We start from the raw sequence: 17615 nt of genomic DNA on the forward strand, positions 1-17615 counted from the left end.
GCGCTCCTAATCGCCCAGGCCGGGCGGGTTGATTTCCGACTGCGCAAGGCGTTCGACGCTCTCGCCCCAGCGATTGAGCACCTGATCGTACTGTCCGCCGCGGATCGCGCCGTTCAGCGCTTCATTCACCGCCTGCACCAGCCCGTTGCCTTTACGGGTGGTGACGGCGATGTGCGCCGCCTTGGGCCAACCGCCTTCCACCGTGCCCGCCAGCCGGGTGCGGCCGTTCAACGCCGCTTTATAGGCGCCCAGCACGTTCGGCCCGAAATAGGCGTCGGCCCGGCCGGACTGGATCGCCAGCGTGGCGGCCGCATCGTCGGTCACGTAGATCGGCTGGAAGGGTTTGAGCCCCTGCTGCCGGTTCTGTTTGTCCCACGCCAGCAAGATGGCTTCCTGATTGGTGCCGGAGCCGACGATGATCTTTAATCCGGCGATATCGGCAGGCTGTTTGATCGTTGCGATCTTGCCGCCGGTTTTGACGTAAAAGCCGAGCGAATCGATGCGGTAGGTGGCGAAGTCGAAGCGGGTTTTGCGCTCTTTGGTCACGGTGACGTTGGTGATGGCCGCGTCATACTTGCCGGAAACCACCCCCAGCGGCCAGTCTTCCCACGACGTTTGCACTACGTTCAGCTCCAGGCCCAGGCTGTCGGCCACCAGCTGCGCGATATCCACTTCGCTGCCGATAAGCCGCCGGTTGTCGGCAGCGAACAGCGCCAGCGGCGGCGTGTTGAGCGCGGCGATTGCAACGGTGAATTGTCCCGGCTTCACGAAGTGGAAATCGGCCGGCAGTTTGGCGATCGCCTGCGGGTTTTTCGGCGCGTGGATCGGGGTTTCATTGGCCTGTAAATCGATGCCGGTGCCCGCCTGCGCGGCGCCGGTCAGGCTCAGCAAGGCCGCCACGAGAGCGGCGGTAACGGTTTTCTGCATAGCGGGTATCCCTGAAAACGATCTTATTATTGGGTGAATCTGTTCAACGGGAGCGTGAGGCCCAGGTGTTCGCGCAGCGTATCGCCGTGGTACGCCCGGCGGAACAGGCCACGCCGTTGCAGGATGGGCACCACCCGATCGACGAAGTGCCCGAAGGCGTTGGGCGTACCGCCGCTGATGATGAAGCCGTCGGCGGCTTCGCCGTCGAACCAGCGTTGCAGGCCGTCCGCCACCGCTTCCGGCGTGCCGCTGAACACCGGGCGTGGCGAGACGGCTTCCAGCGCCACCTGGCGCAGCGTGAGGTTCCGCTCGCGGGCGTTGCGCTTGATGGCGTCGGTGGTGCTGCGGAAGCTGTTTTGCCCCAGATCGCCGATGTCCGGGAAGGGGGCGTCCAACGGATGGCGGGAAAAGTCGTAATGTTCGAAGTAGCGGCCAAGGTAGTTGAGGGCGTTCTCGATGCTGACCAGACGGGCGGTCTCCTGGTACTGACGCTCGACGTCCGCATCGTCGTCGCCGACGATCACGCTGACGCCCTGGAAGATGCGCAGGTCGTCCGGTTCGCGCCCCTGTTCCACCAGCTGCCGCTTCACGTCCTGGTAGAAATCCTGCGCCTGCTCCAGCGTGTCGTGATGGGTGAAGATCGCATCGGCGTGCTTGGCCGCCAGCCGTTTGCCGTCTTCGGAGGCGCCGGCCTGGAACAGGATCGGGCGGCCCTGCGGCGTGCGGCCGATGTTCAACGGCCCCTGCACCGAGAAGAACTCCCCCTGGTGATTGAGGGTGTGCAGTTTCCCGGCGCGGAAAAATTCGCCGCTGGCCTTATTGCGCACGAAGGCATCGTCTTCCCAGGAGTCCCACAGTCCTTTGGCGACGTCGAGAAACTCGCCGGCAATGCGGTAACGCAGGCTGTGCTCCGGGTGTTCTTTGCGCGAGAAGTTTTTGGCCGACCCCTCCAGCGGCGATGTCACCACGTTCCAGCCCGCGCGCCCGCCGCTCAGGTGATCGAGGCTGGCGAACTGGCGGGCGACGGTGAACGGATCGCTGTAGGAGGTGGAGAGCGTGCCCACCAGGCCAATTTTGTCGGTGGCGGCGGACAGTGCGGCCAATAAGGTCAACGGCTCGAAACGGTTAAGAAAATGCGGAATGGACTTTTCGTTGATATATAACCCATCGGCGACAAACACGAAATCGAATTTCCCTTGTTCGGCTTTTTTCGCCGAGGCGATATTAAATTCGAGGTTGATGCTGGCGTCGGCGGTGGCGTCCGGGTGGCGCCAGGCGGACATATTTCCCGATGCGCCGTGCAGAATGGCGCCCAGCCGTAATTGCCGTTGATTATTCGCGTTGTCGCTCATCGTGATTATCCTGTCATGCGCCGAAAGGCGCGCGGTGTCTGATGCGTCCACTATTGATGAGCGCTGTCGGGATGTAAAACAACAAAACAGCATATTCAAATGTTGAAAACTGCAAATATCACGGCGAGCGAAAATAATAATCCCCGACGCGGCATCAGCGGCGTCGGGGAAATACTACTTCACGTTATTCAGGCGTTGCTGAGGGCTTTTTTCGCTGCGGGGGTTAATTGTTGCAGCGTGCGCTCCGCTAGCAGCGAAAAATAGTGGGCGGCAGGGAAGAGGGCGCGCTCATCGGGATTGAAACGCGGATGGTGCAGGCCGAATTCGCTGGCGGAGCCGATGCTGACGAACGCGCCCGGCACGTGATGCAGATACAGCGCGAAATCTTCGCCGCCCATCTGCAGCTCCGCCTCTTCGACCCGGTAGCCGGCCTCGGCGGCGACGGTTTTGCTGAATGCCGCCCAATGGGCGTCGTTGATCACCGCCGGCGGCCCCGGCTGCCAGTGCAGTTCAGCCTGGGCGCCCAGCGCGGCGGCGACGCCGTCGATCACCTGGCGAATTTTATCCGGCACCTGGCGGCGCACCGCGTCGCTGTGGGTGCGCACCGTGCCTTCCAGCTCCACGGTTTGCGGCAGCACGTTCCAGGTATTGCCGCCTTCGATGCGCGTCACGCTCACCACCAGCGATTCCAGCGAGCTGAAGCTGCGGCTGGGCAGCGTCTGCAGCGCGCCGACGATCTGGCTGGCGGTGACGATGGTATCGACACCCTGTTCCGGTTTGGCGGCGTGGGCGCCTTTGCCGGTGATGCGGATCTGGAAGCGATCGGCGTTGGCGTAGAACGGCCCGGCGCGGGTGGCGAAGGTGCCGGTGGGCAGCTCCGGCGCGTTATGCAGACCAAATACCGCCGCGACGTTATCCAGCGCGCCGGCGTCGATCAGGTGCCGGGCGCCGTTGAAGGTCTCTTCCGCCGGCTGGAAGAAGATGCGCACCGTGCCGGGCAGCTCGGCCTCACGCGCTTTGAGCAGGTGCGCGGCGCCGAGCATCACCGAGGTGTGAAAGTCGTGGCCGCAGGCGTGCATCACGCCGCTGTTTTGCGAGCTAAAGGGCACGTCGGCGATTTCGTCGATTGGCAGGGCGTCGATGTCGCCGCGCAGGGCGATGATCGGTCCCTTGCCACTGCCGATCTCCGCCACGACGCCGGTTTTCAGCGCCAACGGCAGAATACGAATGCCCGCCTCTTGGAGCCAGCGGGTCAGGCGGGCGGTGGTGGCGAATTCGCGATTGGAAAGCTCCGGGTTTTGGTGCAGTTCACGCCGATAGGCGATGATCTTGTCTGCCAACTGGCTGGTCATAGGCTTGGCTCACAGTGGGAAATAAACCCTAACCCTAGTGCAGGGGCCGCCGAAGCAAAAAGACCATCTGGTTATATTTCATAGCGATTGTGTCTGCACGACGCGTCAACGATGGGGGGAAGGGGCTGGTTTAGGCGTTCGCGCGTTGTTCGCCGGCGCAGGGAGAGGATTGGCCTGGAACGGTAACGTATCGCAACCGGTGCAATGCATTTACACCGGGCAACACGGATTTTTTCACTCTTTATCGGATTTCTGTGATCGCGGTGGTGGACAAAATCCTGCCTGCTTGCTGTACTGTAATCGACACAGGTTTTGTGTCTTTCATTCACGTTAAAGGTAAGTTTGATGTCTAAGATTAAAGGTAGCGTTAAGTGGTTTAATGAATCCAAGGGCTTCGGTTTCATTACTCCGGAAGATGGTAGCAAGGACGTTTTCGTTCACTTCTCTGCCATCGTTAGCAACGGTTTCAAAACGCTTGCTGAAGGCCAGCGTGTAGAATTTGAAATCACGAACGGTGCCAAAGGCCCATCTGCCGCTAACGTTACTGCTATCTAAGCTGCGTAGCTGAATTTCTTAAAACCCGCTCATTGAGCGGGTTTTTTATTGGGCGCGTTATGCGTCGCTGCGGCGGGCCAACAGGCTGAACAGCAGGATGGCGATGGCGTAACAGCCGACGATGGTCAGCGCCATCGACAGGCCTGAGGTGCCGCCCAGCCCGGTGAGCGGCACGGCGCAGGCGCCGAGCGCGAACATGCACACGCCGATCAAGGCCGACGCGCTGCCGGCTTTGTCCCCCTGGCTTTGCATCGCCAGCGACGAGGCGGTCGGGCCGACGATGCCGATCACCGCCACCGAGAAGAACAGCGGCACCAGCAACACGACCAGCGGCGCATGCAGCGCGGCGGCCAACAGCAGCAACAGCGACGCGACGGCCGCCAGCGTTAACCCGCCCCTCAACACCCGGCGTTCCCCCCAACGTGAACTGAGACGGCTGGCCAGCTGCGCCGCAATGATCAGCCCGACGCCGTTAATGGCGAAGCACAGGCTGAACATCTGCGGGCTGAGGCCGTAGATCTGCTGCAAGACGAAAGGCGAAGCGCCGATATAGGCGAACATGCCGGCCATTACGAAGCCCTGCGTCAGGCACAGGCCCATGAAATAGCGCTGGGTCAGCAACCCGCCGAGCGACATCAGCATCGCCAGAATGCCGCCCTGGCTGCGGCGCTCGACCGGCAGGGATTCGCGCAGCTTCAGCGCCGACAGGCTGAACAGCAGCACGGCGATGGCCGCCAGCACGCCGAAGATGCCGCGCCAGTTCATCACCTGCAGCATCACGCCGCCCAGCACCGGCGCGACGATCGGCGCCAGGCCGTTAACCAGCATCAGCAAGGCGAAGAAACGGGTCAGCTCATGGCCGGCGTACAGATCGCGAGCAATGGCGCGAGAAATCACCGCGCCGCCGGCGCCGGCGATGCCCTGGAGCAGGCGGGCGATCAGCAGTTGGTCAATGGTGGGCGCCAGTGCGCACCACAGCGAAGCGCCCAGCAGCAGGATCAGCGACAGCAGCAGTGGGCGCATACGGCCCAGTTTGTCGCTGTAAGGGCCGAAAATCAGCTGGCCGACGCCCAGGCCGAGCAGCCCGGCGGTCAGGCTGAGCTGAGCGGCGGCGGTGGAGGTATTCAGCTCGCCCGCCATTTCCGGCAGGGCGGGCAGGTAGAGATCGGTGCACAGCGGCCCCAGCGCGGCCAGCAGGCCAAGCACGACGGCGTACACCAGACGTTGTCTGGCTAAGTGTTTGGTCATGGGAGATTAGAGTTTCCTGAACAGGTGAGAAATGGCCTGCTGATACAGATCGCGCAGCAGGGACGCATCGGCTTTTTGCGTGGTAAGGATCCGGTAACCGGTGCCTTCGCTCATGACGGCGATAAACTCCACCCGGGCGGCGATCTCTTCCGCGCTGAAATGGGGGTACAGCCGCTGCAGATTGTGGCACACGTGGCGAAACAGCCGCGCTTCCGCATCGCTGAGCATTTTGGCCACCACCGGGTTGCGCGTGGCCTCGGCGGTCACTTCCAGCATCAGCATGTGATCGGTTTCGCTCTCGCCCGGCTGCTGAAACAGCGTGCGCGCCGCCAGCACGCCGGCGATCAGGTTGATGTGATCGCCAAGGTTTTCCAGCCGCTGCATCTTGTTGGTGATGATGCGGTTGACGATCTCTTCGATGATCGCGTCTTTATTGGCGAAATAGCGATAGATTTGCCCGACGCTAAGCTGCGAGCCTTGGGCGATCTCCGCCATGCTGGCGGCGTGGAAGCCGTGGCGGCGAAAGCTGGTTTTCGCCGCTTCGACGATCTGATCGCGGCGAGCCTGCACCTTGGCCTGTTTACTGTCGTTGGGGGAGAGCATCTGCCCGATCCTTTGCTACGCGTGAGCCGGGTCCACATTTTTGGGTGTGAACGTTCATTCTCAATTGTAGTGTAACCGACCGGAAAGACGCAAGATGAACGCGTGCTGCGATAAAAGGCGTTTAAGCGAACAGGTAGGATTTGATAAAGGCGGCGACGATCAGCACGCACAGCGCAACGGCGATCGCTTCGGCGGCGGTTTTCGGCAGGCTAAACATAGCGATTTCTCATCCAGTCAGGGGTACTGGATGAGATTATGCGCATGCAAGATTAAGGAAACATTAAGGCCTTATCGCCCGTTGACCCACATCACCAGCATAAAGGCCAGCAGCGTCATCGCCAGCGAGCCGGCCAGGTTGAGCAGCATGTTGGCCAGCGCCCAGCCGAAGCGGCCATCCTGCATCAGGTATACCACCTCCAGCGAAAAGGTGGAGAAGGTGGTCAGGCCGCCGCAGAATCCGGTGGTGATCAGTAATTTCCAGGTGGGATCCAGATGCGTCATGCGGGTGAAAATCGCCATCGCCAGGCCGATGATAAAACCGCCGATCAGATTGACCATCAGCGTACCGAGCGGAATGTGGGCGTTCAGCGGATTCATTTTCATACTTACCGCCCAGCGCAAAACGCTGCCGACGCCGCCGCCGATAAATACGGCCAGTAAAGAGCTCAACATGGGGCAACTACCTTTCAATCAGAGAAATTCACGAGGCTCGGAAAGGGACAGGCGTAACGCTACGCGCCTCTCTCCGAGAGGTTACGTAGACATCATCAGCCTGTGAAGGCGGTTAGGGAGGAATGTCATCTCCAGCGTGCCGCACGGCCTTTTTCGCCGCACCCGGTGGATGTTACACCTAATGCCGCCTATTTTGTAGTATCGACACTCTGCGAGGTAAAACGGATGGAAATCAGAACGGCGCGTCTGAGCGACCGGCACGCTATCGCTGAATTAATGACGGCGCTGGATTATCCCGGCACCGAGGCGTTTCTGACACAGCGGATGCACCAACTTCTGGCGCACCCGGACGAGGCGTTGCTGGTGGCGGAGCAGGGCGAACAAGTGCTGGGCGTGTTGTCGTTGCATTTTCTGCCGCAGTTGGCGTTGGCCGGCGACATTGGCCGCATCAGCTATTTTTGCGTCGACGATCGGGCGCGCGGCGCGGGCGTAGGGCGGCTGTTGCTGGCGGCAGGTGAGGCGCTGGCGCGCCGTCGCGGCTGCGATCGGCTGGAAGTCCATTGCCACAGCCGCCGCGAGCGGGCGCATGCGTTTTACCGGCGTGAAGGCTTTGTCGAAGCGCCGAAGTATTTTGCCAAGTTATTAAGTCAGTAAGTTACTCCCCTGGCGGCGCCGCCGTTTCCAGCCGGTTGCGGCCATTCTGCTTCGCCCGATAGAGCGCGCCGTCGGCCGCTTTCAGCCAGTCCAGATAACCGCCCAGCGCGGGGTGGTAGTTAGCGATGCCGGCGCTGATCTGCAGCCGCAGCTGCGGCGCCTCCTTGAAGCTGACCGCGTCCAGCCGCTGCTGGATGCGGCGCAGAACGATTTCCGCCTGCTCAGCACTGGTGTTCGGCAGCACTGCGCCAAACTCGTCGCCGCCGTAGCGCCCGACGATATCCACGTTGCGCATGCCGATCAGCAGCTCTTCCGCCAACGCCGCCAGGGCTTCATCTCCCAGCGGATGGCCGAAGGTGTCGTTGATGGTTTTGAAGCGATCGATATCCATCAGGATCAGCGTGGCGTTATCCTGGTAGCGGCGGCAGCTGTCGAACTGGCGATGCAGCAGGTGCTCCCAGTGGCGGCGGTTATACAGGCCGGTCAGCCCATCGCGGGTGCTGATGCGCTGCAGCTCCTGTTTCTTTTCCGCCAACCGTTTGGCGGTGCGGTAGGTCACCAGCCCGAGCAGCGTCGGATAAAGGTAGATCATCGGCAGGCACAGATAGATTTGCAGCGCCGTGCTGTGCGGGTGAAACGGGAAGCCGAGCAGCGCGGCGGTGAGCATCGCCGTAGCCAGTTGAATGGCCAATCCTTTCACAAACAGCGTTTTGCCGGCTGAAGCGATGTTATTCATGCTCATCATCGACAGGATGACGATGGCGGGCAGCGCGTTGAACGCCATCATCGCCGCCCAGAAGCCGCCGAAGGCGGAGTCGATCAAGAGGTTGCGGATCTCGGCTTTGAACGGATCTTTGGCGCGGCAGGCCAGGCGATAGGCGAGATGCGGCCAGAGAAAGCCGTGAAAGGCCAGCAATAGCCAGACCGCCGTGGGCGGAGCCAAGGGGTAGAGCGCGGCGCAAACGCAGATAAAGCCGAGCCCCAGACCGGCGACGCGGGGCAGATAGGTGCGTTTGGCGAAGCTGAGGCCGGATTTTCGGGCATCGAAAATGGGTGGAGCAATATACATCCGGCATCTCCCTGATAAGCATCACGGCAGAGTAGCATGCGGGTGATAAACTAAGAATAGTCTGGGATTCACGCCGTGAAGCCGTGTGGCATTCCTGCGACGGATCTCACTCTGTTACATGTTGCGGTTGTGCGAGCTGAAGGAAAGTCGCTAAATATTCGCAGGCAAGGTCAGTTTTTCTCGCTGTTCACGCAGCGCTCTATGATAAGAAGGTGAGTATGGAAGGTATCAGCATTACCAAACTTCTGGTGATTGCGGTGTTGGTGATTTTACTGTTCGGCACCAGCAAACTGCGCACGCTCGGCGCCGATCTTGGCGCGGCGCTGAAAGGCTTTAAAAAAGCCGTAGGCGACGACAGTACGCCGCCGGCCGCCGGCAACAATGCCGCCGAAAGCCAGTCCGCGCAGCAGAGCGTCGAGAAGAAAGACGTTTAATCCCGTCTGATGGCGCACAATAAAAAACGGATGCCTTGCGGACATCCGTTTTTTGGCGTTTTCGCCGTCTTTAGCGTAACAAACTATTACGCGTTATTTCACTTCCATCCCTTTGGCCTGCAGATCGGCGTGGTAAGATGAACGCACGAACGGGCCGCAAGCAGCGTGGGTGAAGCCCATCGCCATCGCTTCTTCTTTCATCTCGTCAAACTCGGCAGGGCTGACGTAGCGTTGCACCGGCAGGTGGTGGCGGCTTGGCTGTAGGTACTGGCCCAGCGTCAGCATAGTCACGCCGTGGCGACGCAGATCGCGCATCACTTCAATGATTTCCGCGTTGGTTTCACCCAGGCCGACCATCAGGCCGGATTTGGTCGGGATATCCGGGTGCGCTTCTTTAAAGCGCTCCAGCAGCTTCAACGACCACTCGTAGTTGGCGCCCGGGCGTACCTGGCGGTAGACGCGCGGCACGTTTTCCAGGTTGTGGTTGAACACGTCCGGCGGCGTGGCGGTGAGGATCTCCAGCGCGCGATCCATACGGCCGCGGAAGTCCGGCACCAGCGTTTCAATTTTGATGTTCGGGCTCTTGGCGCGGATGGCTGAGATGCAGTCGGCAAAGTGCTGAGCGCCGCCGTCGCGCAGATCGTCGCGGTCAACCGAGGTGATCACCACATAACGCAGCGCCATGTCGGCGATGGTTTGCGCCAGCTTTTCCGGCTCGTTGGCGTCCGGCGCGATCGGGCGGCCGTGAGCCACGTCGCAGAACGGGCAGCGACGGGTGCAGATGGCGCCGAGGATCATAAAGGTGGCGGTACCGTGGTTGAAACACTCGGACAGGTTAGGGCACGAGGCTTCCTCACAGACGGAGTGCAGGCCGTTTTTACGCATCGCGGCTTTGATGCCCTGAATGCGCGTAGAGTCGGCAGGCAGTTTGATCTTCATCCACTCGGGTTTACGCAACAGCTCCTGCCGTTCGGTGACCACCGTTTTGACCGGGATCAGCGCCATTTTGTCAGCATCGCGGTATTTTACGCCGCGTTCCATCTGAATTGGTTTACTCATAATCGTGCAGGTTCCAGTTACGAAGCTCGACCGTCTGGTAGCCGAGTAAATGAACAAATTCCTGTACCAGGATTGGGTGTATGTCTTCAATGCCAACGCCGGGCGCCAGCGCGCTGACCTGCGTCATCTGCATGCCGGCGTAACCGCAAGGGTTGATGCGTTGGAAGGGGCTGAGATCCATCGCCACATTCAGGGCCAGGCCGTGGAATGAGCTGCCTTTGCGGATCCGCAAACCCAACGAACAGATTTTCTGCTCCCCCACGTACACGCCGGGCGCATCCGGACGGGCGCGCGATGCGAGGCGGAAGTGGGCGAGGGTGTTGATAACCGTATCTTCTATCGCCGTGACCAATTGGCGTACGCCGACCTTATTGCGCTTCAGATCGACCATCACGTACATCACCTGCTGGCCCGGCCCGTGGTAGGTCACCTGGCCGCCGCGATCGCTCTGGACAACCGGGATATCGCCGGGCATCAGCACGTGTTCGGCTTTGCCGGCCTGGCCCTGGGTGAATACCGGGTGATGCTGCACCAGCCACAGCTCGTCCGGCGTAGTCTCGGTACGACTGTCGGTGAAGTTATGCATGGCTTGGGATACAGGCGCGTAGGGCTGCAACCCCAGCTGACGCAAAATGATCTTGTCTGGTTGCAAAAGAGTCATCGTCAGGTTACAGAAGTGGTAAAGCCATTATACCGGGCGCTCCGGCTGGCGGCCAGCCTTTCGCTGACCAAAAATGCGCAACCCGGGAAGACGCTGCGCCATCCCGGGTTGATAAGCAGGGTTTTATGCTGGAATTACAGCACCATGCGAACAATTTCAATGTTGCCCAACTCTTCGTACAGGGTTTCGACCTGCTCGATGTGAGTGGCGTTGATGGTGATGGAGACCGAGTGGTAGTTGCCTTTGCTGCTTGGCTTAACCTGCGGGTTGTAATCGCCCGGCGCATGGCGCTGCACCACTTCAACTACCTGGTCAACCAGCTCAGGCTGCGCCAGGCCCATCACCTTGTAGGTAAACGAGCAAGGGAATTCGAGCAGTTCGTTCAGTTTAGTTTTTTGCATGTGCGTGCGCTCCAGAGTGCTAGCTAATCTATAAATTATAACTCCCGCCGGGGCGGGAGTTAATGTTATTCAGTATATGGGGGCAATTTCGCCCGTTTCAACCGTTAACCGAACCAGTGGTGGAACATCAGTTTGATGTAGTCCACGATGCGGCTGAAGAAACCACCTTCTTTCACTTCGTTCATCACCACCAGCGGACGCTGGTCGATGGTTTTGCCGTCCAGCTGGAAGTTGATGCTGCCCACCACCTGATTTTTCGCCAGCGGCGCGTGAATTTCCGGCGTGTTCAGCACATAACTGGCCTTCAGATCTTTCATGCGGCCGCGCGGGATGGTCAGGTAAACGTCTTTATCCACGCCCAGCTCAACGCGGTCGGCATCCCCGAACCAGACCGGCTCGGAGGCGAACTCTTTACCGACTTTCAGCGGCGCCACGGTTTCGAAGAAGCGGAAGCCCCAGGTCAGCAGTTTCTTGCTCTCGGCTTCGCGGCCTTTGTAGGTGCGGCCGCCCATCACGGCAGAGATCAGACGCATCTGGCCTTCGGTCGCCGAAGCCACCAGGTTGTAGCCCGCCGCGTCGGTGTGGCCGGTTTTGATGCCGTCGACGTTCAGGCTGTTATCCCACAGCAGACCGTTGCGGTTCATCTGGCGGATATTGTTGAAAGTGAACTCTTTTTCTTTGTAAATCGCGTACTCTTCCGGCACGTCGCGGATCAGCGCCTGGCCGATCAGCGCCATGTCGCGCGCCGAGCTGTACTGGCCCTGGGCATCCAGGCCGTGTACCGTCTGGAAGTGAGTGTTCTGCAGGCCCAGCTTGCTGACGTAGGTGTTCATCAGGTTGACGAACGCGTCCTGGCTGCCGGCGACGTAGTCGGCCATCGCCACGCAGGCGTCGTTACCGGACTGCAGGTTGATGCCGCGGGTCAGTTTGGAGACCGGCACGCGATCGCCCGGCTTCAGGAACATCAGCGAGGAACCTTTGAACACCGGGTTGCCGGTCGCCCAGGCGTCCTGGCCGACGGTCACCAGATCGTCCTGGCCGATTTTGCCCGCTTTCAGCGCCTGGCCGATGACGTAGCTGGTCATCATTTTGGTCAGGCTGGCCGGATCGCGACGCGCATCGGCGTTCATCTCGGCCAGCACCTTGCCGGAGTTGTAATCAATCAGGATGTACGCTTCCGCATCGATCTGCGGGACACCTGGGATCATGGTTTTGATGTTAACGTCATCGGCATGTGCAACGGAGGCTGCGCTCATTGCGATAACGGTGCCGAGTGCGATGCTTTTGATTAAGCGAAAAGAAGTTACTTGTTTCATGATCGGGACTACAACATCCGTGAAAGTAAAGTTAAAAAACGAGCCACACTATAGCAGATGCGATCCCGGCAGGCATTATCCATTCATCTGACTAATTGCGGTTAGTGCCCTTTTAGCTGCAAGAAAATGTTTCAGCTAAATAACCGCTTAACAGCCGTGAATGCCCGCCGGGTTTAACGCTCAGGGTGCAGCAGTAACGAAAGACTGTTGTTGCGCTTCGCTGGCCAGGCGTTGTTGCAGTTGGGCCGCCTGCTGACGGCTGCTGAACGGGCCGAGCTGGACGCGGTAAACATTGCCGTTGGCCGCTACTTTGCCCGGTACGCCAAACTGTTGGCTCAGGCTTTGCTGCCAGCTCTGGGCGCGCTCGGCGCTGCTCAACGCACCGACCTGCACCACGTAGCCGCCGGAGGAGGAAGCGGCAGCCATGCCGGCAGCGGCAGCGCCGGCCGCGACCGGTGCGGCTACTGCGGCGGCTTCAGGCTCGGCACTTTCCAGCACGCCGGCCGGTAATGCGCTTGGCGCGCCGAGGAAACCACTGCGGCCGTTGGCGGCGTTGCCGGCATTCGCAGGCGCGTCGTCATCGGTGCGCAGGGTGCTGTTATCAATAGGGCGCACCGCCGCGCCGCTGGCGACCGGCACGTCCTGTTGGATCGGGGTGCCCATGCTGCTGGAGCCAAGATCCGGGCGCGCCGGCAATGCGTAGCTCTGTTTCGCCACGATGGTGCCGATGGTGCCAGGGCCGCTCAGCGTGCCGTCCGGCGCCACGTTGATGAAATCGACTTTGACCTTGGTGTTGTTGGACAGGTTGAGGCGATCGGCGGCGGCTTTCGACAGATCGATGATACGGCCCTTGGTGTAAGGCCCGCGATCGTTGACGCGCACCACCAACTGACGGCCGTTGGCCAGGTTGGTGACGCGCACGTAGCTTGGGATCGGCAGCGTTGGGTGGGCCGCAGTCAGGCCATTAGGATCGAACTGCTCGCCCAGCGCGGTGGTGTTGCCGTTGGCCTCTTCGCCATACCAGGCCGCCAGGCCGGTCTGCGAGAAGTTCTGCGGATCTTTTACGATGCGGTAAGTATCGCCATTAACCTTATAATCCTGCATGTTATTAGGGTTATAGGGTTCATATTGAGGCTCGACGCCACCGATTTCCACCACCGGGCCGTTGTACGGCTGCTGTGGCGCCTGCTGTTCCGTGGTCGGGGCGGTACAGGCGGAGAGCAACACCGCCGCGACGCCGATCCAAAGCCATTCCTTACGCATTACTCACCTCTTATAAACTTTTAGACAGCATTTTCCGATGCGTGTGGATCGACATGATGATGCCGAAACCGGCCATCAACACTATCAGCGCCGAACCCCCGTAACTGACCAGAGGCAAAGGTACGCCAACTACCGGCAAAATGCCACTGACCATACCGATGTTAACAAAGACATAAACGAACAAAATCAGCATCAAGCCGCCGACCATCACGCGGCCGAAGGTGGTTTGCGCCTTGGCGGCGATCATCAGCCCGCGAATGATCACCAGCAGGTAGAGCGCCAGCAGCACCAACACCCCGATCAGCCCCAGCTCTTCGGCCAACACGGCGAAGATAAAGTCGGTATGGCGCTCCGGCAGGAACTCCAGCTGCGACTGGGTGCCGTGCAGCCAGCCCTTGCCGGACAGGCCGCCGGAGCCGATGGCGATCTTGGATTGAATGATGTGATAACCGGCGCCGAGCGGGTCGCTTTCCGGATCGAGCAGCATCATCACGCGGTCGCGTTGATAACCGTGCATCAGGAAGAACCACAGCACCGGGATAAAGGCCGCCAGCGCGACGGCGGCGACGGCGATCAGTTTCCAGCTCATGCCCGACAGAAACAGCACGAACAGGCCGGAGGCGGCGATCAGGATCGACGTGCCGAGATCCGGCTGCGCGGCCACCAACAGCGTCGGCAGGAAGATCAGCACCAGCGCGATGGCGGTGTTTTTCAGCGAAGGCGGGCAGACATCGCGGTTCATAAAGCGTGCCACCATCAGCGGCACGGCGATCTTGGCGATTTCCGACGGCTGGAAGCGCACCACGCCGAGATCCAGCCAGCGCTGCGCGCCTTTACTGATCTGCCCAAAGGCGTCCACCAGGATCAGCAAAATCACGCAGAAAATATACAGATAGGGCGCCCAGCTTTCGTATACGCGCGGCGGGATCTGCGCCATGACGGCCATCACGATCAGCCCCATGACGATCTGCCCGATCTTGCGCTCCATCATGCCGATGTCCTGGCCGCTGGCGCTCCACATCACGAAGGCGCTGTAGACCAGCAGAGCCAGGATCAGCAGCAGGAACGTCGGATCGATGTGGATTTTGGTCCAGATCGAGCCTTTTTGTTGGCTTTCAGTCATGTTCTACCTTAGTCACCTTCTACGCCAGGCGGCAGCGGGGCCTCGCTTGGCAATTGCGTATTGTTGTCGCCCAGCAGAATATGGTCGAGGATCTGGCGGGTGATGGTGCCCACCGCCGGACCGGAGCCGCCGTTTTCCAGAATGATGGCGACCGACACCGTCGGGTTGTTGAACGGCGCAAAGGCGGTCATCAGCTTGTGATCGCGCAGGTGCTCCGCCAGTTTATGGGCGTTGTAGGTTTCGTAACCGAAGACCTGTGCGGTGCCCGATTTCGCCGCGGCTTTATAAGATGCGTCCGCAAAGTACTTGCGCGCCGTCCCGTTCGGACGGTTGGCCACACCGTACATGCCGTCTTTGGCGATTTCCCAGAAGCCGGAGTGAATATCGCCGATCTGCGTGCTCTCTTCCTGTTTGAACGGCACCAGCGCGCCGTTGACGCGGGTGCTCTGCAGCAGGTGCGGCGTTTTGACGGTACCGTCGTTGATCAGGGTGTTCAGCGCCTTGGCCATCTGGATCGGCGTGGCGGTCCAGTAACCCTGGCCGATGCCCACTGGAATGGTGTCGCCCTGATACCACGGTTTTTTATAGCGTTTCAGCTTCCATTCGCGCGTCGGCATCAGGCCGGAGCGCTCTTCGGCCAGATCGATGCCGGTGTACTGGCCGTAACCGAATTTGGTCAGCCAGCTCGACAGCCGATCGATCCCCATATCATAGGCGACCTGATAGAAGTAGGTATCCGCGGATTCTTCCAGTGCTTTGGTGACGTTCAGGCGGCCGTGCCCCCATTTTTTCCAGTCGCGAAAGCGTTTTTCCGAGCCGGGCAGTTGCCACCAGCCGGGATCGAACACTACGGTGTTCTTGGTGATCACCCCGGCGCTGAGTGCCGACACGGCGATATAAGGTTTCACCGTCGACGCAGGCGGATAAACCCCCTGCGTGGCGCGGTTGATCAGCGGGCGATTCGGATCGTTCAGCAGACCCTGATAGTCCTTGCTGGAAATGCCGTCCACGAACAGGTTCGGATCGTAGCTCGGATTGGACACCATCGCCAGGATGGCGCCGGTGCGCGGATCGCTCACCACTACCGCGGCGCGGCTGCCAACCAGCAGTTGCTCGATATAGCGCTGCAGATCAAGATCGAGCGTCAGGTAGACGTCCTGGCCGGCGGAAGGCGGCTGCTCGTGCAATTGGCGGATCACCCGGCCGCGGTTGTTGACTTCAACCTCTTCGTAACCGGTTTTACCGTGCAGCGTGTCTTCGTAATAGCGTTCGATGCCCAGCTTGCCGATATCGTGGGTGGCGGCGTAGTTGGCCAGCTTGCCGTCTTTATCCAGACGTTCAACGTCGCGGTCGTTGATCTTCGACACATAGCCGGTGACGTGGGTGAGGGCGGATCCGTAAGGATAGTAGCGGCGCTGGTAGCCTTTCACTTCCACGCCGGGGAAGCGGAACTGATTGACCGCAAAGCGGGCGACCTGCACTTCGGTCAGCGCGGTTTTCACCGGAATAGAGACGAAACGGCGCGAGCGCTTGCGCTCTTTTTCGAAATTGGCGATGTCGTCGTCAGTCAGATCGACCACCGTGCGCAGCGCCTGCAGCGTGGCCTTGAGATCGTCGACCTTCTCCGGCATCAACTCCAGCTGATAAATGGTGCGGTTGAGCGCCAGCGGGGTGCCGTTGCGATCGTAGATAATGCCGCGGCTGGGCGCGATGGGCACCAGTTTGATGCGGTTTTCGTTGGAGCGGGTGCGGTAATCCTCGACGCGGACCACTTGCAGATTATACAGGTTGGCGATCAGGATGCCGGACAGCACCAGGATGACCAGGAACGCCACCAGGGCGCGGCGTACAAACAGGGCGGATTCAGCCGTATAGTCGCGAAAAGGGTTACGTTCTATTTTCATCCCGCTGCTTTATTTCACTCTGTCACGGTCACCACCGGCTATTCCCGGTGGTAAGGATGATTTGTTGTAATACTCCAGGCGCGGTAGAGGCTTTCGGCCACCAGGACGCGCACCAAAGGATGCGGCAGCGTCAACGGAGAAAGTGACCAGCTCTGCTCGGCAGCGGCTTTGCAGGCGGGCGCCAGCCCTTCCGGGCCGCCGATCAGCAAGCTGACGTTGCGGCCATCCTGCTTCCAGCGCTCAAGCTGCTGCGCCAGCTGCGGCGTTTCCCACGGCGTGCCTGGGATATCCAGCGTAACGATGCGGTTGCCTTTGCCCACCGCCGCCAGCATTTGTTCGCCTTCCTTGTCCAGAATGCGTTTGATGTCGGCGTTTTTGCCGCGTTTGCCGGCCGGGATCTCGGTCAGCTCAAACGGCATATCTTTGGGAAAGCGGTGCAGGTAATCCATAAAGCCGGTTTGCACCCAGTCTGGCATTTTGGTGCCGACCGCCACCAATTGCAGTTTCACCGCTTAGCTCCAGAGTTTTTCCAGCTCGTACAGGCGACGGCTTTCTTCCTGCATCACGTGTACGATCACTTCGCCCAGATCGACCACGATCCAGTCGGAGGCTTCCTGGCCTTTCATGCCGTACAGCTCCATGCCCGCGGCGCGGGATTCCTGCACCACGTGGCTGGCGATCGACATCACGTGGCGCGTTGAGGTGCCGGTGCAGATGATCATGCAATCGGTGATGCTGGATTTGCCCTGGACGTCCAGAGCGACAATGTCTTGGCCTTTCAGATCATCGATTTTATCGATGACGAAATCTTGGAGCGCTTTACCTTGCAAAGGTTCCCCCTCGGGTGTGTTCTGTTCAGTCGGCTGCGGCGGGCAAAATGCGCGCGCCGCGGCGTAACCGAATAATGGTTTCGGCAGGCTGCCGCTGAAAGCCAGCTAACTGGTGACTGCCCGGCCAGCTAAGGTTTCCGGGGTTTTCAGCGGATACCTGAAAAATAGCGGCGCAGTATATCACGCACCTTT

The 17615-nt window shown here is 60.2% G+C and carries 19 protein-coding genes and 1 riboswitch; of the genes, 3 read left to right on the forward strand and 16 right to left on the reverse strand.

What is annotated here, in order from left to right; all coding sequences use genetic code 11:
• Positions 1–6 precede the first annotated feature (6 nt).
• From ACJ8QF_RS01110 to ACJ8QF_RS01120, 3 genes are all read right to left on the reverse strand, one after another.
• Positions 7–927, reverse strand: coding sequence for an ABC transporter substrate-binding protein (locus ACJ8QF_RS01110; RefSeq protein WP_004940036.1), 921 nt, complete (start codon positions 925–927; stop codon positions 7–9).
• A gap of 26 nt (positions 928–953) precedes the next feature.
• The gene (locus tag ACJ8QF_RS01115) at positions 954–2279 is read right to left on the reverse strand and encodes an LLM class flavin-dependent oxidoreductase (RefSeq protein WP_442537204.1); all 1326 of its coding nucleotides are present in this window, start codon (positions 2277–2279) and stop codon (positions 954–956) included.
• A 188-nt stretch (positions 2280–2467) separates the two neighbouring features.
• On the reverse strand, positions 2468–3631 hold the full coding sequence (locus ACJ8QF_RS01120; RefSeq protein ID WP_442537205.1) for a M20 peptidase aminoacylase family protein: 1164 nt from the start codon (positions 3629–3631) through the stop codon (positions 2468–2470).
• Positions 3632–3976: 345 nt separating this feature from the next.
• Here ACJ8QF_RS01120 and cspE point away from each other — a divergent pair, with 345 nt between their 5' ends.
• The gene (gene cspE / locus ACJ8QF_RS01125; RefSeq protein ID WP_004940030.1) at positions 3977–4186 is read left to right on the forward strand and encodes a transcription antiterminator/RNA stability regulator CspE; all 210 of its coding nucleotides are present in this window, start codon (positions 3977–3979) and stop codon (positions 4184–4186) included.
• A 57-nt stretch (positions 4187–4243) separates the two neighbouring features.
• Here the strand turns inward: cspE and ACJ8QF_RS01130 are convergent, their stop codons facing one another.
• The 3 genes from ACJ8QF_RS01130 to crcB all read right to left on the reverse strand — a co-directional run bounded on the left by ACJ8QF_RS01130 (position 4244) and on the right by crcB (position 6709).
• On the reverse strand, positions 4244–5434 hold the full coding sequence (locus ACJ8QF_RS01130; RefSeq protein ID WP_033642154.1) for a multidrug effflux MFS transporter: 1191 nt from the start codon (positions 5432–5434) through the stop codon (positions 4244–4246).
• A gap of 6 nt (positions 5435–5440) precedes the next feature.
• Positions 5441–6037: a TetR/AcrR family transcriptional regulator gene (locus ACJ8QF_RS01135; RefSeq protein ID WP_265260900.1), complete on the reverse strand. Its 597-nt coding sequence runs from the start codon at positions 6035–6037 to the stop codon at positions 5441–5443.
• A gap of 288 nt (positions 6038–6325) precedes the next feature.
• Positions 6326–6709, reverse strand: a complete 384-nt coding sequence (crcB, locus tag ACJ8QF_RS01140; RefSeq protein WP_004940022.1) for a fluoride efflux transporter CrcB — start codon at positions 6707–6709, stop codon at positions 6326–6328.
• A gap of 79 nt (positions 6710–6788) precedes the next feature.
• Positions 6789–6851: riboswitch (Fluoride riboswitch) on the reverse strand.
• Between the two features lie 83 nt (positions 6852–6934).
• Between crcB and ACJ8QF_RS01145 the strand changes: the two genes are divergently transcribed.
• Positions 6935–7363: a GNAT family N-acetyltransferase gene (locus ACJ8QF_RS01145; protein ID WP_265260899.1), complete on the forward strand. Its 429-nt coding sequence runs from the start codon at positions 6935–6937 to the stop codon at positions 7361–7363.
• Position 7364: 1 nt separating this feature from the next.
• Here the strand turns inward: ACJ8QF_RS01145 and ACJ8QF_RS01150 are convergent, their stop codons facing one another.
• Entirely contained in the window at positions 7365–8432 is a 1068-nt protein-coding gene (locus tag ACJ8QF_RS01150) for a diguanylate cyclase (protein WP_166444934.1), read from the reverse strand.
• 218 nt (positions 8433–8650) lie between these two features.
• Between ACJ8QF_RS01150 and tatA the strand changes: the two genes are divergently transcribed.
• Positions 8651–8866, forward strand: coding sequence for a Sec-independent protein translocase subunit TatA (gene tatA, locus ACJ8QF_RS01155; RefSeq protein ID WP_004940019.1), 216 nt, complete (start codon positions 8651–8653; stop codon positions 8864–8866).
• A gap of 93 nt (positions 8867–8959) precedes the next feature.
• Here tatA and lipA read toward each other — a convergent pair whose 3' ends face one another.
• From lipA to rsfS, 9 genes are all read right to left on the reverse strand, one after another.
• Positions 8960–9925 carry a lipoyl synthase gene (lipA, locus tag ACJ8QF_RS01160; protein ID WP_004940018.1) on the reverse strand — a complete coding sequence of 322 codons (966 nt, stop codon included), beginning with the start codon at positions 9923–9925 and terminating at the stop codon, positions 8960–8962.
• A complete protein-coding gene (gene lipB, locus ACJ8QF_RS01165; protein ID WP_015376934.1) occupies positions 9918–10586 on the reverse strand; it encodes a lipoyl(octanoyl) transferase LipB in 669 nt (222 codons plus the stop codon). The genes lipA and lipB overlap by 8 nt, the downstream gene beginning before the upstream one ends.
• A 134-nt stretch (positions 10587–10720) precedes the next feature.
• Positions 10721–10987, reverse strand: coding sequence for a DUF493 family protein YbeD (gene ybeD, locus ACJ8QF_RS01170; RefSeq protein ID WP_004940012.1), 267 nt, complete (start codon positions 10985–10987; stop codon positions 10721–10723).
• 104 nt (positions 10988–11091) lie between these two features.
• Positions 11092–12303: a D-alanyl-D-alanine carboxypeptidase DacA gene (gene dacA / locus ACJ8QF_RS01175; RefSeq protein WP_004940010.1), complete on the reverse strand. Its 1212-nt coding sequence runs from the start codon at positions 12301–12303 to the stop codon at positions 11092–11094.
• A gap of 180 nt (positions 12304–12483) precedes the next feature.
• Positions 12484–13566 (reverse strand): endolytic peptidoglycan transglycosylase RlpA, encoded by a 1083-nt coding sequence (gene rlpA / locus ACJ8QF_RS01180; RefSeq protein WP_154871341.1) that lies wholly within the window; start codon positions 13564–13566, stop codon positions 12484–12486.
• Positions 13567–13576: 10 nt separating this feature from the next.
• Positions 13577–14689 carry a peptidoglycan glycosyltransferase MrdB gene (mrdB, locus tag ACJ8QF_RS01185; protein ID WP_004940006.1) on the reverse strand — a complete coding sequence of 371 codons (1113 nt, stop codon included), beginning with the start codon at positions 14687–14689 and terminating at the stop codon, positions 13577–13579.
• 8 nt (positions 14690–14697) lie between these two features.
• A complete protein-coding gene (gene mrdA, locus ACJ8QF_RS01190) occupies positions 14698–16593 on the reverse strand; it encodes a peptidoglycan DD-transpeptidase MrdA (protein WP_004940004.1) in 1896 nt (631 codons plus the stop codon).
• Positions 16594–16631: 38 nt separating this feature from the next.
• On the reverse strand, positions 16632–17102 hold the full coding sequence (rlmH, locus tag ACJ8QF_RS01195; RefSeq protein WP_004940002.1) for a 23S rRNA (pseudouridine(1915)-N(3))-methyltransferase RlmH: 471 nt from the start codon (positions 17100–17102) through the stop codon (positions 16632–16634).
• A gap of 3 nt (positions 17103–17105) precedes the next feature.
• Positions 17106–17423, reverse strand: coding sequence for a ribosome silencing factor (gene rsfS / locus ACJ8QF_RS01200; protein WP_015376937.1), 318 nt, complete (start codon positions 17421–17423; stop codon positions 17106–17108).
• Between the last annotated feature and the right edge of the window lie 192 nt (positions 17424–17615).

The sequence above is a fragment of the Serratia sp. CY81684 genome (genome assembly GCF_052166595.1).
GTDB classification, from domain to species: Bacteria; Pseudomonadota; Gammaproteobacteria; order Enterobacterales; family Enterobacteriaceae; genus Serratia; species Serratia nematodiphila.

Bases quoted from the DNA above. Each gene is read 5' to 3' on its own strand.
- ybeD (WP_004940012.1), bottom strand. From the start codon at position 10,987: ATGCAAAAAACTAAACTGAACGAACTGCTCGAATTCCCTTGCTCGTTT.
- ACJ8QF_RS01120 (WP_442537205.1), bottom strand. From the start codon at position 3,631: ATGACCAGCCAGTTGGCAGACAAGATCATCGCCTATCGGCGTGAACTG.
- lipB (WP_015376934.1), bottom strand. From the start codon at position 10,586: ATGACTCTTTTGCAACCAGACAAGATCATTTTGCGTCAGCTGGGGTTG.
- ACJ8QF_RS01130 (WP_033642154.1), bottom strand. From the start codon at position 5,434: ATGACCAAACACTTAGCCAGACAACGTCTGGTGTACGCCGTCGTGCTT.
- mrdA (WP_004940004.1), bottom strand. From the start codon at position 16,593: ATGAAAATAGAACGTAACCCTTTTCGCGACTATACGGCTGAATCCGCC.
- cspE (WP_004940030.1), top strand. From the start codon at position 3,977: ATGTCTAAGATTAAAGGTAGCGTTAAGTGGTTTAATGAATCCAAGGGC.
- mrdB (WP_004940006.1), bottom strand. From the start codon at position 14,689: ATGACTGAAAGCCAACAAAAAGGCTCGATCTGGACCAAAATCCACATC.
- ACJ8QF_RS01115 (WP_442537204.1), bottom strand. From the start codon at position 2,279: ATGAGCGACAACGCGAATAATCAACGGCAATTACGGCTGGGCGCCATT.
- ACJ8QF_RS01135 (WP_265260900.1), bottom strand. From the start codon at position 6,037: ATGCTCTCCCCCAACGACAGTAAACAGGCCAAGGTGCAGGCTCGCCGC.
- tatA (WP_004940019.1), top strand. From the start codon at position 8,651: ATGGAAGGTATCAGCATTACCAAACTTCTGGTGATTGCGGTGTTGGTG.
- ACJ8QF_RS01150 (WP_166444934.1), bottom strand. From the start codon at position 8,432: ATGTATATTGCTCCACCCATTTTCGATGCCCGAAAATCCGGCCTCAGC.
- ACJ8QF_RS01110 (WP_004940036.1), bottom strand. From the start codon at position 927: ATGCAGAAAACCGTTACCGCCGCTCTCGTGGCGGCCTTGCTGAGCCTG.
- dacA (WP_004940010.1), bottom strand. From the start codon at position 12,303: ATGAAACAAGTAACTTCTTTTCGCTTAATCAAAAGCATCGCACTCGGC.
- lipA (WP_004940018.1), bottom strand. From the start codon at position 9,925: ATGAGTAAACCAATTCAGATGGAACGCGGCGTAAAATACCGCGATGCT.
- ACJ8QF_RS01145 (WP_265260899.1), top strand. From the start codon at position 6,935: ATGGAAATCAGAACGGCGCGTCTGAGCGACCGGCACGCTATCGCTGAA.
- crcB (WP_004940022.1), bottom strand. From the start codon at position 6,709: ATGTTGAGCTCTTTACTGGCCGTATTTATCGGCGGCGGCGTCGGCAGC.
- rlpA (WP_154871341.1), bottom strand. From the start codon at position 13,566: ATGCGTAAGGAATGGCTTTGGATCGGCGTCGCGGCGGTGTTGCTCTCC.